10 protein-coding genes, 1 other RNA gene and 4 pseudogenes are annotated in these 15,381 nt (G+C 52.2%); 12 read left to right on the forward strand and 3 right to left on the reverse strand.

What is annotated here, in order from left to right; translation table 11 throughout:
* Positions 1–40: 40 nt before the first annotated feature.
* Together BRW62_RS07595 and BRW62_RS13075 are read right to left on the reverse strand one after the other, a co-directional pair.
* On the reverse strand, positions 41–796 hold the full coding sequence (locus BRW62_RS07595) for a response regulator transcription factor (RefSeq protein ID WP_099799881.1): 756 nt from the start codon (positions 794–796) through the stop codon (positions 41–43).
* A gap of 349 nt (positions 797–1,145) precedes the next feature.
* On the reverse strand, positions 1,146–1,298 hold the full coding sequence (locus tag BRW62_RS13075) for a hypothetical protein (RefSeq protein WP_157768339.1): 153 nt from the start codon (positions 1,296–1,298) through the stop codon (positions 1,146–1,148).
* 1,036 nt (positions 1,299–2,334) lie between these two features.
* Here BRW62_RS13075 and BRW62_RS07600 point away from each other — a divergent pair.
* Positions 2,335–2,733, forward strand: a complete 399-nt coding sequence (locus tag BRW62_RS07600; protein WP_099798945.1) for an AbrB family transcriptional regulator — start codon at positions 2,335–2,337, stop codon at positions 2,731–2,733.
* Here the strand turns inward: BRW62_RS07600 and BRW62_RS07605 are convergent.
* Entirely contained in the window at positions 2,730–6,338 is a 3,609-nt protein-coding gene (locus BRW62_RS07605) for a hydantoinase B/oxoprolinase family protein (RefSeq protein ID WP_198405933.1), read from the reverse strand. The genes BRW62_RS07600 and BRW62_RS07605 overlap by 4 nt on opposite strands.
* 162 nt (positions 6,339–6,500) lie before the next feature.
* On the opposite strand from BRW62_RS07605, the gene BRW62_RS07610 reads away from it, so the two are divergent.
* From BRW62_RS07610 to BRW62_RS07655, 11 genes and pseudogenes are all read left to right on the forward strand, one after another.
* Entirely contained in the window at positions 6,501–7,511 is a 1,011-nt protein-coding gene (locus tag BRW62_RS07610) for an ArsJ-associated glyceraldehyde-3-phosphate dehydrogenase (RefSeq protein WP_099798947.1), read from the forward strand.
* Positions 7,512–7,528: 17 nt separating this feature from the next.
* On the forward strand, positions 7,529–8,782 hold the full coding sequence (gene arsJ, locus BRW62_RS07615) for an organoarsenical effux MFS transporter ArsJ (protein WP_099798948.1): 1,254 nt from the start codon (positions 7,529–7,531) through the stop codon (positions 8,780–8,782).
* A 41-nt stretch (positions 8,783–8,823) separates the two neighbouring features.
* A complete protein-coding gene (locus BRW62_RS07620) occupies positions 8,824–9,030 on the forward strand; it encodes a DUF2839 domain-containing protein (RefSeq protein ID WP_099798949.1) in 207 nt (68 codons plus the stop codon).
* Between the two features lie 7 nt (positions 9,031–9,037).
* Positions 9,038–10,285 (forward strand): D-alanyl-D-alanine carboxypeptidase, encoded by a 1,248-nt coding sequence (locus BRW62_RS07625; protein ID WP_099798950.1) that lies wholly within the window; start codon positions 9,038–9,040, stop codon positions 10,283–10,285.
* A gap of 57 nt (positions 10,286–10,342) precedes the next feature.
* On the forward strand, positions 10,343–10,603 hold the full coding sequence (locus BRW62_RS07630; RefSeq protein WP_099799882.1) for a ParB N-terminal domain-containing protein: 261 nt from the start codon (positions 10,343–10,345) through the stop codon (positions 10,601–10,603).
* Positions 10,604–11,110: 507 nt separating this feature from the next.
* Positions 11,111–11,823, forward strand: a pseudogene (locus tag BRW62_RS07635) (type II restriction endonuclease).
* Positions 11,820–12,014 (forward strand): annotated as a pseudogene (locus BRW62_RS15205) (DNA adenine methylase); the annotation flags it as partial. The pseudogenes BRW62_RS07635 and BRW62_RS15205, both read left to right, overlap by 4 nt.
* A 24-nt stretch (positions 12,015–12,038) precedes the next feature.
* Positions 12,039–12,197: pseudogene (locus BRW62_RS15210) on the forward strand (transposase); the annotation flags it as partial.
* 352 nt (positions 12,198–12,549) lie between these two features.
* Positions 12,550–14,225: pseudogene (locus BRW62_RS15215) on the forward strand (ATP-binding protein).
* A gap of 66 nt (positions 14,226–14,291) precedes the next feature.
* Positions 14,292–14,678: a transfer-messenger RNA gene (ssrA, locus tag BRW62_RS07650) on the forward strand.
* Positions 14,679–14,947: 269 nt separating this feature from the next.
* Positions 14,948–15,286, forward strand: coding sequence for a hemagglutinin (locus BRW62_RS07655; RefSeq protein WP_099798952.1), 339 nt, complete (start codon positions 14,948–14,950; stop codon positions 15,284–15,286).
* The last annotated feature ends 95 nt before the right edge of the window (positions 15,287–15,381 follow it).

Raw genomic sequence — 15,381 nt, forward strand, 5'->3', positions numbered from 1 at the left:
TTGCTCGTGCTCCACTCAATCCCCAATCCTAGCAAACCCTCTAGACCAACACATGGGAGGAACGGGACTGTGCTGGACGTTGGTGGGGTTTCACCCCATTGTGCCTGTGGCGACCGTTCACGGGTTCGAGGTGCAGACGATAGCCCACATTGCGTACCGTTTGAATGAGACGCGGTTGCTGGGGATCAAGCTCTATTTTTTTGCGTAAAGATAGAATATGCGTATCGACAGTGCGTGGGTTATCAATACTTTCGGGCCATGCCCTGCGCAGGAGTTCTTGACGACTGAGGGGTGTGCCTCCCATTTGCGTGAGCACATAGAGCAAACTAAACTCTTGGGGTGTTAGATCGACCGGCATATTCCGGACAACAACTCGTCGTTGCACCAAATCCACTTGCAACTCACCTAGATTCAGAACGCTAGGTAAAAACGGACGGCTACGGCGCGTGAGGACTTCGACCCGGGCTAAAAACTCCTGCATCCCAAACGGCTTGGCAAGATAGTCATCGGCACCTGAGCGCAAGGCGGCCACAACATCTGTTTCATCGCCGTGAGCCGAAAGTACTAAGATAATGGCCTGCTGCTGATAGTGAAGCCAGCGGCACAGATCAAGGCCATTCCCTTCATTTAAGTCGAGGTCTAGGACAACAAGATCGGGATGGCGCTGTTGAAAGACCTCTTGCCCCTGCTGACACCCACTGGCCAAGTGAACGGTATGGCCAACCTGCTGTAAATGCCAGCCTAGGAGAGATCGGAGGTGGGGGTTGCTCTCAATAATTTCGATATGCACAAACATAAGCCATTGCCCCACATTAGGAGAGGAGTAAACAGTAACAAGCAACAGGTAACTTTCTTGTGAATGTTTACCGCCCATGAGACGAACTGTTCATCAGCGGTGTCCCAATCCCATCATAAAGAGAGGGTTAAGTGTCCTCTCCCAAGGGTATTTCACTGGAATTGGATGCTAATTTAGCAAATTTATCCCTAACTGTTTCGTAACCCCAGCAACAGATTTAAGGCTTTTCAGCGAGATCTTAAGGTTCCATCTGTACCGCAGGGTCAAGAGCATCGCCAAACCATACCACTGCATAGCCTCTGTAAATGCCAATGCCAATCGCTTGCCATGTCATGGATTGGCATATCCCTTAATTGAGGAGAACACTGCGATGGGCAGAGCTACGCTGCCATGAGTTAAACGCAGCAGCAGTAGTGGCACGATAGGGGTGAGCTTGGCCAACAGCGTTTTCGTAGGCGTTAGTGGGGTAGGGCGTACCAAGACGTTGCGGAGCCGTCCACATGCAGGGATAGGTACTGGGTGTTGAGTCTTGGGTGAAACAGATTGACCGGCGGGTTCAGATATCAGGAGCCAGTTGGCATCCACGCCATGCACCCTAAGTGCTAGCCCAATGCAGGTATGGTGCTTTGTTTTGGAGTTGGCATCCTTGGGATACTTTACGCTGTGTTTAACATATTGCCCGTAGCTAAGGCTAGGAGATTCCCCTAAGGTTGTCCTTTAGGATTACTGGTTCAGTGGCCGCACTTACAAACTCAACTTGCTTTGCATTAGCAGAGGTGCTTGTCTCTCTAGTCGTTTACTCTTTATTGGAGATGTTTCCGTATGTCCTACGATACACCCTAGATTTTACAACATTTCAGCACCTTATATCCCCATGTCTCAAGGCAGGGGCTTTAGGGCGCTTTGTCGGTGAAAACGTTATTAGATGCGTCATGCTTTGCTGTAGAGGCACAGCATTAACCTCATTGGGACCCTAGAGGTCATCTTCTTTTTTCAGCCAGTAAGGAAGTTAGGGTGTAAACATGGTCAAGCCGCTCTTGTTGTTAATACCAAGCATCATGTTAGGCTCGTTCTCGTTGCTACCTCAAGAGCACGGGAGATTCTCGCTCGTCAGATAAAGGAGGATGCCACGACCCGCCGCTGGGATCGATACTACTCCCTGCTTTTTGTTCACGGAACTGTGCTATAACCCCGGTCGTTTAAGCTAACTATTAAAAATTAACCTGCGCTGTCTTGTTGGCTACTACGGAACATGGTATAGAGATAGGATTACTATGACTTCATTGAGGAAACGGCTGGCCTAGGTTAAGGCCATATATCTTTTAGGCAGAAAATATGCCAAACATTTCTGAAATAGTATCACAACCTAAAAGGTGATAAAATGTCGTTACTCTACGTAAGAACTTGAATTTTTAAAGCAGTTATGGTTATCTAAATAATAGGCTCACTATTATTGAGTTGGCTGTCATCTGATCGACAATCAACTATCTAAGTCGTCAATGAGGGACAGCATTTAACGGTTGATAAGGTAGGTTAAAATGGGACGAAAACGAGTAGAACCTCTCACGGGTGCTGCTTTACTAGACAAAGTCAAAGAACTCGAACATCTTTCTAAGGCAGAAAAGGCAAAAGCCTGTGGCTACTACACGGTTACTCAAAGTGGTGCTGAGCGGATCAGCAAGATGAAATTTACTAATGCCTTGCTCGAAGCGTTGGGGATGAATCTTGACAGTAAGAGCGGGCGGAGTGGTAGTCGGGGTGGCCGTAGTGCCAGCTATCGGATTACGGTACAAGCCAATGGCAACTTGCTGATTGGTTCTGCCTATACGAAGCAAATGAATCTGAAACCTGGGGATGAGTTTGAAATTAGCCTTGGGCGTAAGCATATTCATCTCAAGCAGGTCAGCAGTAATGGTCAGCCCACAGATCCCGACTAGATCCCGAAGCCACCACCACCGGGGGTAGCCACTCGCAGGCGATCGCCCGGCTGCACTTGAATAGTCACTGTTCCTGGCAACGTTTGAGGAGGCTGGTTGAGGGGCAGTAACTGATTTTGCCCCGTTGCCCCGGCTTCCCCACCAGCTAAGCCGAAGGGTGGAATGCGGCGTGACTGGCTCAGAAGGCTAACGGTCATGGCTTCGCGAAACTCGAGAACTCGCACTGCGCCATCGCCCCCCCGGTGCCTCCCCTTCCCACCACTCCCCGAGCGACGACGAAATTCCCAAATGATGACTGGATAGCGGCTTTCAAGAACTTCAACATCCGTCAGCCGTGAGTTGGTCATGTGGGTTTGCACGGTGCTAGCCCCCTCAAAGGTGGCTCCTGCCCCTGCACCACCACAGAGGGTTTCGTAGTATTGATAGCGGTCATTGCCAAAACTCAGGTTGTTCATGGTGCCCTGAGAGGCTGCCATGACCCCCAGTGCGCCATAGAGAAGGTTGGCAAGGGCTTGGGAGGTTTCGACGTTCCCAGCTACAACCGCAGCAGGGTAGGTGGGGTTAAGCAGGCACCCGGTTGGAATACGCAGGGTAATGGGTCGTAAACACCCTTCATTAAGGGGAATATCCTCTTGGACAAGGGTACGAAAGACGTAGAGCGCCACCGCCTTAGTGATGGCGAGGGGGGCGTTAAAGTTGTCGCTGCGTTGGGGTGAGGTGCCGCTGAAGTCGAGAAGCGCAGTTCCTTGCTCAGGGTCAATGGTGATCTGTACCTGAAGGCAACTACCGTTGTCCATGTCTGTCCGAAACGTTCCGCTGGCCAGCGATCGCAAACACTGGCGCACGCACTCAGCAGCATTGTCTTGGGTGAATTGCATATAAGCAACCACCACCTCCCGGCCATAGCGATCGCAGAGGCTGCGTAGCTCCTGCATGCCGCGCTGATTGGCGGCAACTTGTGCTTGTAAATCTGCTAGGTTTTGCTGGAGATGTCGGACAGGGTAGGGTGTTGCCGTTAAACATTGGCTGATGGCCAGCGTCTGAAACACCCCTTGATCTACAAGGAGGACGTTATCCAGCAGTGCCCCTTCTTCAGCAATCGTCGTGCTGTTGGCGGGCATTGACCCCGGACTAATACCACCAATATCCGCATGGTGCCCCCGCGAGGCCACAAAGAATGCGGGGCGTGTTTCCCTAGGCAAAAAGACAGGGGTGATTACGGTAATATCAGGGAGGTGAGTGCCGCCGCGGTAGGGATTGTTCGTGGCAAACACCTGACCTGGGCGCAGGGTATCGCCCTTCTCTGCCAGCAGTGCCTTGACACTTTCCCCCATGGAGCCAAGGTGAACAGGGATGTGGGGAGCATTGGCCACGAGGTTGCCCTGATGGTCAAAAAGGGCACAGGAAAAGTCTAAGCGTTCTTTGATGTTGACCGAGACACTGGTGTGTTGCAGGGTGACCCCCATCTGCTCGGCAATGGCGCGAAAAAGCTGCTGAAAGATGGCTAGCTGTACCGGATCGGCAACGGTTGGCCGCTGCCGTGGTTGGGGTACTGTTGGGGCGGCCATAGGAGATAACCAGAGGCCGCCTTGGGGGTCAACTTTAGCCTGCCACCCTGCCTCTACTACATTTGTGCCTGTCCCATCCAGAATGAGGGCTACCCCTTGGATGACTGTATTGCTAGGGAGTGCCTGCCGCTGGTACACTGGCGCCAGATGCCACTGCCCCTGACTATAGACACGCACGGTGGCCAAGGGCTGTGAGCTGACGTAGGGTCGGGAGTCCGTTACCGCTGGGGGTGGCTGACACGCTACGGCTTCAACGGCAATTTGGCCTATCCGAAGCGATCGCCCCGCTAACACAAAGCCATAGCGATCCTGATGTGCCTGAGTAAAGGCTGCCGTCATGGTGGTGACATCGTCCCACGGAATCCACAGGGTCGAGTCCGTGCCCTCATACCCTAGCCCCGCGCGAACATGGGTTTGCACACTTTGTGCACTCACCCCTTGAGTCACTAAATCCCCTAGTGCCTGTTGCCGGAGTTGTTCAATCGTTGCTGCAAGGTGGGACACCGTCTCTGGGGTTAAAGGGCGTTCAATGGTTTGCTCTTTGAGTACCCGTAGCTCTGCTTGGCCAATGCCGTAAGCGGAAAGCACCCCCGCATACGGGTGGATATAGACTTGTGGCATCCCCAAAACCTCGGCAATGAGGCAGGCATGTTGGCCGCCAGCACCACCAAAACAGCAGAGGGTGTATTCCCGTACATCGTGCCCCTGCTCTAAGGAAATTTTTTTGATTGCCTGCGCCATGGTATGAACGGCAACCGCAATAAAGCCAGTGGCCACTGCTTCCGGTGGTACCTGCTCTCCCGTGGCCTTGGCGATCGTGGTGGCAAGCTCGCCAAATTTGTGGATCACCGTCTTGTGATCAAGGGGTTGTTGACCATCCACGCCAAACACTGACGGAAAATAGTCAGGTTGAATCTTCCCTAGCAAAACATTGGCATCGGTGATGGTTAGTGGTCCACCGCGGCGATAGGCAGCAGGCCCGGGGTTTGCCCCCGCAGAGGCTGGCCCCACTTGGTAGCGTCCCCCGTGAAAGCGCAGAATCGACCCTCCCCCTGCTGCGACAGTATGCACCGCTAACAGGGGCGATCGCACCCGTACACCAGCGATACTGGCTTCTTCCCAGCGTTCATACTCTGGCCAAGGGGTCGTCTGGCTGTGGCGGTAGTGACATACATCGGTAGATGTCCCCCCCATATCCAGACCAATCAACCGCTCAATACCGGCGGCCAAGGCGGTTTGCACCACACCCACCATCCCGCCCGCAGGCCCTGAGAGTAAGCTATCTTTACCGCGAAAAAAGGAGGCCGCCACCACGCCGCCATTGGACTGCATACAGTAGAGGGGAATCTCCCCTAATTCAGCCTGAACCCCTGCAAGGTAGCGGTGGAGTACAGGGGACAAATAGGCATCGACAACGGTGGTATCCCCACGGCTGACCAGTTTGATTAAGCCACTGACTTCGTGGGACACCGATACCTGAGTGAAACCAATGGCGCGAGCCAGCTCAGCAATTTGCATCTCATGGCGGGGGTAGCGATAGCCATGCACCAAGACAATGGCACAACTGCGGATGCCTTTGGCATAGCAAGATCGCAATTGCGGCTCCAATGCGGCCACATCAAGGGGGACTAATACCTCGCCGCTGGCACTCAGGCGCTCTCTGACTTCAATGACCTCAGCATAGAGTGGCTCAGGCTGTTGAATCGCAAGGGCAAAGAGATCCGGACGCTGTTGGTAGCCAATAGCTAAGGCATCGCCAAACCCTTCGGTAATTACAAGTACTGTTGGCTCTCCGGTGCGCTCCAGCAGGGCATTGGTGGCAACCGTGGTGCCCAGTTTAACGATCTCAACCGTCTCTGCCGGTATGGGGTCACTGGCCTGTAGCCCCATCAAAGAGCGAATGCCGGCCACCGCTGCATCCCGGTAGTGCTCTGGATTGTCTGATAGGAGCTTATGAACCAGAATTTGGCCGTTGGGGTGCCGCGCTACAATATCGGTAAATGTGCCCCCGCGATCAATCCAGAATTGCCATTTCATTCCTACTTCGCCTGAACCCAGCGCTCTTTCAGTATCCTACGGTGAGGGCTAGCTGTTTTGTCTTCTGCCCTTAGAATCCCCAAAGGCTCAAGGCTATTGGTGGGCATTGACAATTCAAGATAAGTTGAAATAACGTAGGAATGACCTGCTGGAGCAGCCACAATGGGTATTGGCATCGGCATTAACGGCTTTGGACGTATTGGCCGCTTAGTGTTGCGAGCCGCATGGGCTTGGCCTGAACTGGAGTTCCGCCACATTAATGAGATTCAGGGGGGCACAACGGCAGCCGCACATTTGCTGGAATTTGATTCGGTTCATGGTCGTTGGCCACAGGCGATTCATCCCACGGAGGGGGCGATCGCCATTGCGGATCAATCGATCACCTTTTCTGAGGCGAAGCATCCAGAGGATGTTCCTTGGGGCGATTACGGTGTAGAGATTGTGCTGGAGTGTTCTGGTAAGTTTCGCACCCCCAAGCAGTTAGCCCCCTATTTTGCCGCAGGGGTGAAAAAAGTCATTGTGGCCGCGCCCGTTAAAGAGGAAGCGCTCAACATTGTCATGGGGGTCAACGATCATCTTTATGATCCGCATACCCATCATTTACTCACGGCGGCCTCCTGCACCACCAACTGTCTCGCGCCTGTGGTCAAGGTCATTCACGAAGCCTTGGGGATTCGTCACGGCTTAATTACCACAATTCATAATGTCACGAATACGCAAACCGTTGTCGATGCCCCCCACAAAGACTTACGTCGCGCTCGCTCTAGCCTGATGTCCTTGGTGCCCACCACCACTGGCTCCGCCACCGCCATTGGCCTGATTTATCCTGAGTTGCAAGGGAAGCTGAACGGTTTGGCGGTACGGGTTCCCTTGTTGAACGCCTCCCTAACCGACTGTGTGTTTGAAGTCAGCCGTGCCACGACGGTTGCTGAGGTGAACACATTCCTAAAGACGGCAGCAGCCGGTGACCTGAAGGGTATCCTCGGCTACGAAGAGCGCCCCCTTGTATCTATTGACTACTGCAACGATCCCCGCTCCAGTATTATTGATGCCCCCTCAACCCTTGTCGTCGATGACACACAGGTGAAAATTCTGGCGTGGTACGACAATGAGTGGGGCTACAGTAACCGCATGGCTGAACTCGCTCGCTTAGTGGCGACAACCCTTCCCTAAGGATCAGGAGAACTGGCATGGCCGCTTCCACCAGTGTGCGCAATTACATGATTGTTACCCTTGCCTACTGGGGGTTCACGATCACCGATGGCGCACTACGGATGCTTGTGTTGCTCTACTTTAACCAGATTGGCTACACCCCACTGGAAATTGCCTTTCTGTTTTTGTTTTATGAAATCTTCGGCATTGTCACGAATTTTTTGGGGGGCTGGATTGGCTCTCGCTTAGGCTTAAATGTAACCCTGTACGCGGGGATTGGCCTACAGGTGGTGGCGCTGGTCTTGCTGACCCCCCTGACCCAAGCCTGGCCGCTATGGTTTGCTATTCCTTACGTTATGGCGGCTCAAGCTCTTTCAGGGGTTGCCAAGGATTTAACAAAGATGAGTTCCAAGAGCGCGATTCGCTTGGTGGTGCCCCAAGAGGCGGAGTCGCGGCTGTTTAAGTGGGTTGCGGTTTTAACGGGATCCAAAAATGCCCTTAAAGGGGTGGGCTTTTTTGTGGGTAGTGTGCTGTTGACAGTGGTGGGCTTTGCCCCTGCCCTGTGGATTATGGCGATCGCCTTGATGTTCATTCTCCTAAGCGGGTTGCTGCTACCGCGGGGGATGGGACAAATCAAAAAGAAAATCAAATTTCGGCAACTGTTTTCTAAAAGTAGAGCCATCAATATTTTGTCGGCGGCACGCTTTTTTCTGTTTGGGGCGCGGGATGTCTGGTTTGTGGTGGGTTTGCCCGTGTTCCTGCAAAGTGAACTGGGGTGGTCTTTTTATCAGGTGGGGGGGTTTTTGGCGCTGTGGGTCATTGGTTATGGTGCCGTTCAGTCTTCGGCACCCATCTTACTGCGCTACCTGAATCGGGGGCGATCGCCCCAAGCCTCAACCATTCAATTTTGGACGTTTGCCCTAACACTTGTCCCTGGAGTCATTGCCCTTGGACTTCTGAGTGGCTGGGATCCGAACGCCGTCATTATTGGTGGGCTATTGCTGTTTGGCCTTATTTTTGCCATAAACTCCGCCGTACACTCCTATCTGGTGTTGGCTTACACCGACGATGAAAAAGTTGCGTTGAACGTGGGCTTTTACTATATGGCCAACTCAGGGGGGCGGCTAGCGGGCACAGTCCTCTCCGGTTGGGTGTATCAAGTATGGGGGTTAGTGGGGTGCCTATGGGTGTCGATGGTGTTTGTCCTTTGTGCAGGGCTAATTTCCCTGAAGCTAGAGGATCCCAAGGGGCAGCCACCGCCTTTATCCTTTGCCGTAGGAGACGGGGAGTAAGGTAGGATGGGAAGCCAAAGAGGCTGAACAAGGAGGCACCGATGGGTGAGGCAAAACGGCGTAAGGACACCCTAGGAGAAAATTACGGTAAGGAAAAAAGTCGTTGGTTCCAGAAAGAGCAACTGGTGCTGCTACAAACGTGGCTGACTCGCGGCACATGGGTGGGGATTGGCCTGTTGGTGGTTATTTGGTTAACCGTTCGCTTCATTGGTCCGAGTTTTGGCTGGTGGCAGTTAGCGGCAAACTAGGGAACCGATGTTAGATTTACTGGCCATAATTGCTTGGTACGCCGGGGGCGTGGGGGTTGAGCACATCCGTCCTGTGCTGTTTCCGACGGAAGTGGCACTGCAACAGTATAGCGATCGCTACTTGCAAGGAATTGCTCAGCAGGGCTTTCCGATAACGGATCAGGGAGTCTGGGTGCAAACCGCTCATCAGTTGCTTATTGATCACCAAGGCGATCGCCCCTTACCGGCGGCCTCCATTACCAAAGTTGCCACCAGCTTAGCAGTGCTAGCAAATCATCCCGCTGACTATCAATTTGTAACCCGTATTGGCACCACAGGCACCCTGAGCAATGGCACCCTCAATGGCGATCTAGTGGTTATCGGGGGCAATGATCCTCTATTTGTCTGGGAAGAGGCGATGGCGATCGCTCAAGGGTTGAATCGCCTAGGCATTCGCAGAATCAACGGAAATCTGGTGATCGTGCCCCCCTTCAGCATGAACTTTTACCCAGAGCCAAGCACTGCGGCTGATCTGTTCAAGATTGCCCTTGATCACCAGCGTTGGCCTGCTGACGCCCAAGCCGCTTACAGGGCGCATCTACACGGTCAACCTCGCCCCCAGTTAGCGATTGCTGGCACAACCCGCATTCAAGCTAGTCCGCCCGCCAACGTGACCCTTCGTCTTGAGCACCGCTCCCTGCCGCTGCTAGAAATTGTGCGCCAGATGAATATTTACAGCAATAATGACATTGCGGACACTCTTGCTAAACTTGCCGGAGGGGCAGCCACCGTTGCCCAGATTGCTGCTGCCAAGGCTCAGGTGCCGCCCCAAGAAATTCAACTCATCAATGGCTCTGGCTTAGGGGTAGAAAATCGTATCTCGCCCCGCGCCGCCTGCGGAATGCTTTTTAGCTTGCAACAGGAACTGGCCGCCAAAAACTACAGCCTTGCCGATATTTTACCCATGGCGGGACGGGATGGCGGCACCCTAGAGAATCGCCAACTCCCTGCAGCAACGCTGATTAAGACAGGGTCTCTATGGAACGTTAGCGCCCTTGCTGGCGTGTTACCCACCGCGAAGTACGGCACGGTTTGTTTTGCCCTCTTCAATGGCGGTGGTAATTTGTGGGGGTTCCGCCACGGTCAAGATCGCTACGTTCAACACCTTAGCCAAACCCTGCAACCTAGCCAAGAACGAGGCGCAGAGTTTCAAGGCCATGCCGCACCCCCTCGGTTTGGGGATCCACAGCGAATACAGGTGATCGCTGCGCCATAGCTAGGCAACCGTCCTAGAGACTGCTAAAATAAACTCATAACGAGTTTGATTAAGCCAATGCAAATTTTAGACTTGCCCCTGAATGCCATTCGTCGTCCGCTGATCCGCCAGACGGATCCTGCCAAAGTGGAAGCTCTGATGGCCTCCATTGCCGAGATTGGCCAGCAGGAGCCAATTGATGTTTTGGAAGTGGAAGGGCAGTACTATGGGTTTTCTGGTTGCCACCGCTATGAAGCCTGCCAACGCTTGGGGTTAGCCACCATTCGGGCGCGGGTACGGCGTGCGCCTCGCTCCGTCTTACAATTACACCTTGCCTGAGCGGCGATCGCCCCATCGAGTCTTAGAACAGCTCTCCAAAAGGTGGTTAGCCTTGACTTCTCCCCTCTTTGAAAGAGAGGGGATTCCCAAAGGATGCTACGCAACGGGCTGAAGCCGCGTTGCTTCGCTTTTCCCTTGAGCTGTCACCCACAACTTAATGCGGGTGGGGGCAGTCAAAGACCCCCTACTCACCTCAAGCATTTCTGCTATTGGGACTACGTTTATGTTTCGGTTCGTGGTTTCGCGCTTTTCAACACTAGCCAATTCGATACGCTCAACATCCTGCCATTGCTTGCAGTGGTTTAGGCTTGCCGCCAAAGCGGTAGTGACTTACTTGCCGGGATTTCTCCGTACTAGGATGTTTCTTCGCGTAGTTGATACGCCTACTTTCCACGTCTCTAGTTTAACACATAGAGAGGGCTAAAGCCCCCTGAGTTGGCTGTATCCCCTCGCTAAAGCGGAGGGGTTTTAGCCCGCCCACATCACTCCTATAAGAGATCACCAGCGATGATGAAAGCGGAATTCGAGAATGCCTTGAAAGAGTTTGCGAATACTCTCACAGGGCACGTGAGCACAGAGGATGGGCAGTGGTCAGTCAAGGGATTTATCGACGCCTTTAGGAACGTTTATACAATCTCGTCCGACACCAAAATTGTTTCCAAAATCCTCGAGATCCACCTTTTCCCGAGAATTATTGCTTTTGCTGATGAGCATGACTTTGCCATCGTTCTCGCTGAGCAGCAGAATTACTACCCGGATATATCATTTGTCTCAAAGCATGATGAAGCCGTTCGCTTTGCCGTTGACTTCAAGACTACCTACCGTATTCCCGGCAAACCTTGGCTCTGTAATGGATTCACTCTTGGTTCACATGGTGAATACTTTCAGAACCGAACAAGCACGAAGAACATTCAATTCCCTTATGGAAGCTATTCCGGCCATTTTTGCTTGGGCATTATCTATGATCGCGCTGATGGAGCCATTATTGACGAAACACAGCCAATATCGATAGCATCCAGCCCATTGAGGACATCCTTTCAGGCAACGGCATGTTCGCTAAGCTCGGTGAGGAGTGGTTTGACGATTACTGGATGAATTTTGGAAAGATTATCGTCAAAGGCCCAGATGGGAAAACCAAGAGGATCACGTCGCTTGTTGATTTTGTGAAATATCGTGGCGGCGATCCATCACTTATCGTCCCAAGGAACAATCAACCATGAGCATTCATCGAGTGCTAGTGCCCCCGATAAAGTGTCAAGGAATCAAGACTAAACTCGTTCCTTGGATAAAGGCCATCATCCCTGCCGATTTTGACGGTCGCTGGATTGAACCATTCATGGGATCAGGCGTCGTGGTCTTTAATGTGCGGCCTAGGAAGGCGTTGCTTGCGGACTCAAATCCGCACCTCATTAACTTTTACCAAGCAGTCGCCAAGGGCGAGATCACCGCCTATTTTGATAATCACACAAATAGTGGTGTTGTTGAAGGTATTAACAATAAATTGAAGCTGATCAAGCGGTCAGGTTATGGGTTCAGGAACTTTGACAATTTTCAGTTACGTTGCTTAATTTGCTGGCATTTAGCTATTGATTAAGCATAACTCGGACGATAGAGCCACCTGGCCATGAAACCTCAATACCCATCCGCAACTAGCCTGAGTATAACCCCAGATTAACGCCACAGCGAAGCCTGACCCTTTGGCTTGAGGGGTTTGTGCTGAATGCATCGATTGTTAACAATTTCAGCGCTAAATCTGGAGCATCAACGTTTTATAGCGATTTGGCAATTTTGAACTACCCGTCATACCCCAAACCCAAAAGGGTACTTGCCATTGTGGTCGTGGATTCAAGCACCTACTGCAACATGTTGCAGATCCCTTACCCTGAGTGTAGGATCAAACCCAAAAACTAAGCTGTTAGCGTGACCAACAGCAGGATGACATCTCGATGGCCAATTGCCCTCAAATTGTTGGAATTGTCAAAGGTCCGGGGGAGTCCGGCAACGAATACGTGTTTATTACGGCAGATGCTCGTCCGGTGCGCATCGGTGAATTCGTTTTTTACAGTATTGACGATGGCAATGCAGCCGTGCCTGTGGTGCGGCAAGTCCTAGGCAAAATTAGTACCTGTTGCCTCATTGAGCATTTACCGGATCGGATGTTTGCTGACTACGAGCTTGACCCTGGGGCGATCGCCGCCTTAATTGGCTTTACCTGCGAACCCGCCGAACTCTACGAAATCACCGTAGAAGTGATGGGCTACTTTGACCCAATTTTGGGCTTTAGTAACCTGCGCCGCCTCCCTCCCCCGGGGGCAAAGGTCTATCGTGCTGAGGATGAATGGCTCCAGCAGGTGCTCAACAAAAAACCCATGCATGCCCCTGGATCGGCTCATATCGGCTCGCTGCTGCTGCGGGATGAAGGCGCGGTGCCCATCAGCTTGGATGTTAAGGAACTGGTGAGCACTCACATGGCTATTTTGGCAGGCACAGGGTCTGGTAAATCCTACACCGCAGGCGTACTCCTTGAAGAGTTACTCCTGCCGAAAAATCGGGCGGCAGTGCTCATTTTTGACCCCCACGGTGAATACCATACCCTCAGCGCTATTCAGGGGCACTCAGCATTTCGGGGGAGGATGGCTACCAGCCCAAGGTAGAAATTATTACCCCAGAAAACATTAAAATTCGTGTCTCCTCCCTCGAGTTTTACGATATTTTGACCCTGCTGCCCCAGATGAGCGATCGCCAGCAAGCTATCCTTAGACGCGCCTACGATGAGGTGCGCAGACGCTTTACTAATGATCGGTGGGGTATCGCTGACTTAATTGAGGCAGTCTATAGCGTAGATCGCAGCGTTGATGAGGACGGGAACACCCAGCAAGGCTCCTCCGCGCCAGCACTGGCATGGAAACTAGAGAAAATGGAGCGCTCTGACTATTTCCATGCCTACGAACACCTGCCACCGCAACGCCTTTTTGTGCCGGGGCAAATTACGGTTCTGCAGATGAATGAAATTCCCCTCGAAGAGCAACAGGTGATTGCCACTGCTATTCTGCGGCAAACCAACCATGCCCGCATCAATACCCACAAAGGGCGCTCGTCCAAAGGCGATGAGCAATACCTGCCGTACCCTGTATTCATCCTGATCGAAGAAGCCCATCGCTTTGCTCCTGCCCATGAGCCTTCGCAGTGCAAACAGGTACTGCGCACTATCCTGAGTGAAGGCCGTAAGTTTGGGGTTGGGGTTGGGCTCATTACCCAGCGTCCGGGCAAGTTGGATAGCGATGTTCTCTCGCAGTGCATGAGCCAATTTATTTTGCGAATTATTAACCCCGTGGATCAAGAGAGCCTGAAGCATGGCGTTGAAGCCGCAGGCAGAGACCTCCTCAAGGAGTTACCCGCCCTCAGCAAAGGACAAGTGATTATTTCCGGTGCCTGCGTCAATACACCCGTGCTGTGTCGGGTGCGTCAGCGCCTCACCTGCCATGGGGGCGACACGCTTGATGCTCCAGCCCTGTGGCAGGCGTACTTTGAACCAAAAAAACAACTGGAACGCCAGTTAGAGGTTGCTCCACCAGTACCGCGCCCGAAGGCGAAAACAGTTGGCCGGCGATCAATTGAATAGGAATTGAGAATGTCCCCTGTCGTCAATTCCAAAAAAATAAGCTAGATTAGTGGTAAGTGTAATCATGGGGCTGAAACGGCTTCGACGTTCTAGTGAAAGTTAGGCTGTGATACAGGTCGAGAGTGGACTATCTCTCGTTAATCCAGAGTCCAAACCAAAAAGTAACTGCGAACAACATCGTTCCTTTCGCTCGTAAAGCTGCTGCGGTAGCCTAAGACCTCTAAAACGGTTCGAGCACTCGTTGTCTGACTCCGTTAAGGACAGCGGGTTAACCCCAACGGATGCGCTAAGCAGTTCTCTCTGGTGGCCTGTTTAGCAAAGACTCTACCAGAGCATCCTACTGTTCGGGATAAGGAACAGTTCCTGCCTGAGGGTCAGAAAGGCTAAGCCTGTGAATGAGCAGTCGGTGAGTAGCTAGGGCGGACACGGGTTCGACTCCCGTCAGCTCCATCAATATGTTTTAGCGGGTATCATCACTGATAAGTACCGTGTTGAGAAAAAAGTTACCCGTTTATGCTGGGTGATGTGAAACCACGCAGACTGAAGCCTAGTGATAAAGTCTTGAGCTTGCCTGTTGGCATGGGTCTGTTTAGCTTAAAAAATATCGAAATCCAGATGGGCTTGGTGATATATCCCCTAACCTGCACCAAAATCTGACAAGGAGACTGGTGATGTCACAGCTACTCCGAAACAGCTAGGGTGCAAAGCTGAGGGAGATAACCATGAGTGAGCCGATACCAGCATCAGAAGCCAAGCAAATCATGGATATTCTTAAAGAATTGCAAGGCGATATGAAAAGGGTTCAGTCTGAACTCCAAGCATTGACCTTAGAAGTTAGGGTGAACCAGTCCAAGAGTAATGAGCAATTTAATACGGTAAGGGCTGAAATCAAGGTAATTAATGATAAGGTTGATGGCTTACGCTCTGAACTGCGGGATGACATCAATGAGCTTCGTACTCAGCAACGTGCTACAGATGCAAGGCTATGGGCGTTTATTGTCGGACTCGTAACTCTAGTCGGTAGCGGCGTGATTAAGGTTCTCTGGTTTGACCGTGCTTAAATACTAGGCTGGCTTTTAAGGTCCATACCAGTTCCGGGGCTGGTAAATAAGATGCCATTGACAGGAATTTACCCCCAGTGATACCTCAAATATAT

The sequence above is a fragment of the Thermostichus lividus PCC 6715 genome, assembly GCF_002754935.1.
In the GTDB taxonomy this organism is placed as follows: Bacteria; Cyanobacteriota; Cyanobacteriia; order Thermosynechococcales; family Thermosynechococcaceae; genus Thermosynechococcus; species Thermosynechococcus lividus.